The 623-nt window shown below is 42.1% G+C and carries 1 protein-coding gene; it reads right to left on the bottom strand.

Features of this window, described 5'->3' with window-relative positions; genetic code table 11:
- Positions 1-623: transposase (locus H5203_RS23075; RefSeq protein WP_182820380.1), on the bottom strand; the 623-nt coding region annotated here is incomplete at both ends.

The following is a 623-nucleotide window of genomic DNA, read 5'->3' as shown; positions in this document are numbered from 1 at the left end:
TGGGTCGCTAAGAACTCCGTGATTTTATCTGCACTTTTATCCAGCTTTTCTTTTTGCTTTAAATCCTGTGTTATCAACTCTTCGCTCAGGCTATCTTGTGATTGGTGACGTTCGATAATACGTTTACTCGCGCGTTCTAGTTTTGCTTTTTTACGCCCTAGCTCATCGAATGTGCCGCTCCATTCTTTACTCGCATTCGATTTCAATTTGCATCCATCAATGGCAAACATGTTACGACCTATCAAGCCTTCTTCGTCGCATATCATCAGTACTTGCGTAAACAGCGGTTCAATCTGTTCGTGCATTTTGGCCACGAATCCCGCTACAGATGTGTAATGAGGTTGAATATCACCCGACACACTCATGAACAAAATATTCGTCTCACACGCCTTAGCAATACGGCGGCTACTAACCAAACCATGTGCGTAACCAAGTAAAATAATCTTTAGCATCACTGAAGGAGGATACGCAGCGGCGCCCGTTTTATCATTGTTATACCACGCGTCAAAGCCCGACAAATCGAGTTTATTTTCGACAATATAACAAAGCGCATACTCAAATGTACCTGGCAATATTTGCTCAGCAAAATTGATTGGAATGAATTTATTTTGGCAGGATAAGTC

Origin of the sequence: Pseudoalteromonas sp. SG41-1, from assembly GCF_014164575.1 — a bacterium.
GTDB lineage: Bacteria > Pseudomonadota > Gammaproteobacteria > Enterobacterales > Alteromonadaceae > Pseudoalteromonas > Pseudoalteromonas rhizosphaerae.
Note: the sequence above shows the minus strand (reverse complement) of the source record. Positions and strands in the feature narration are given on the sequence as shown.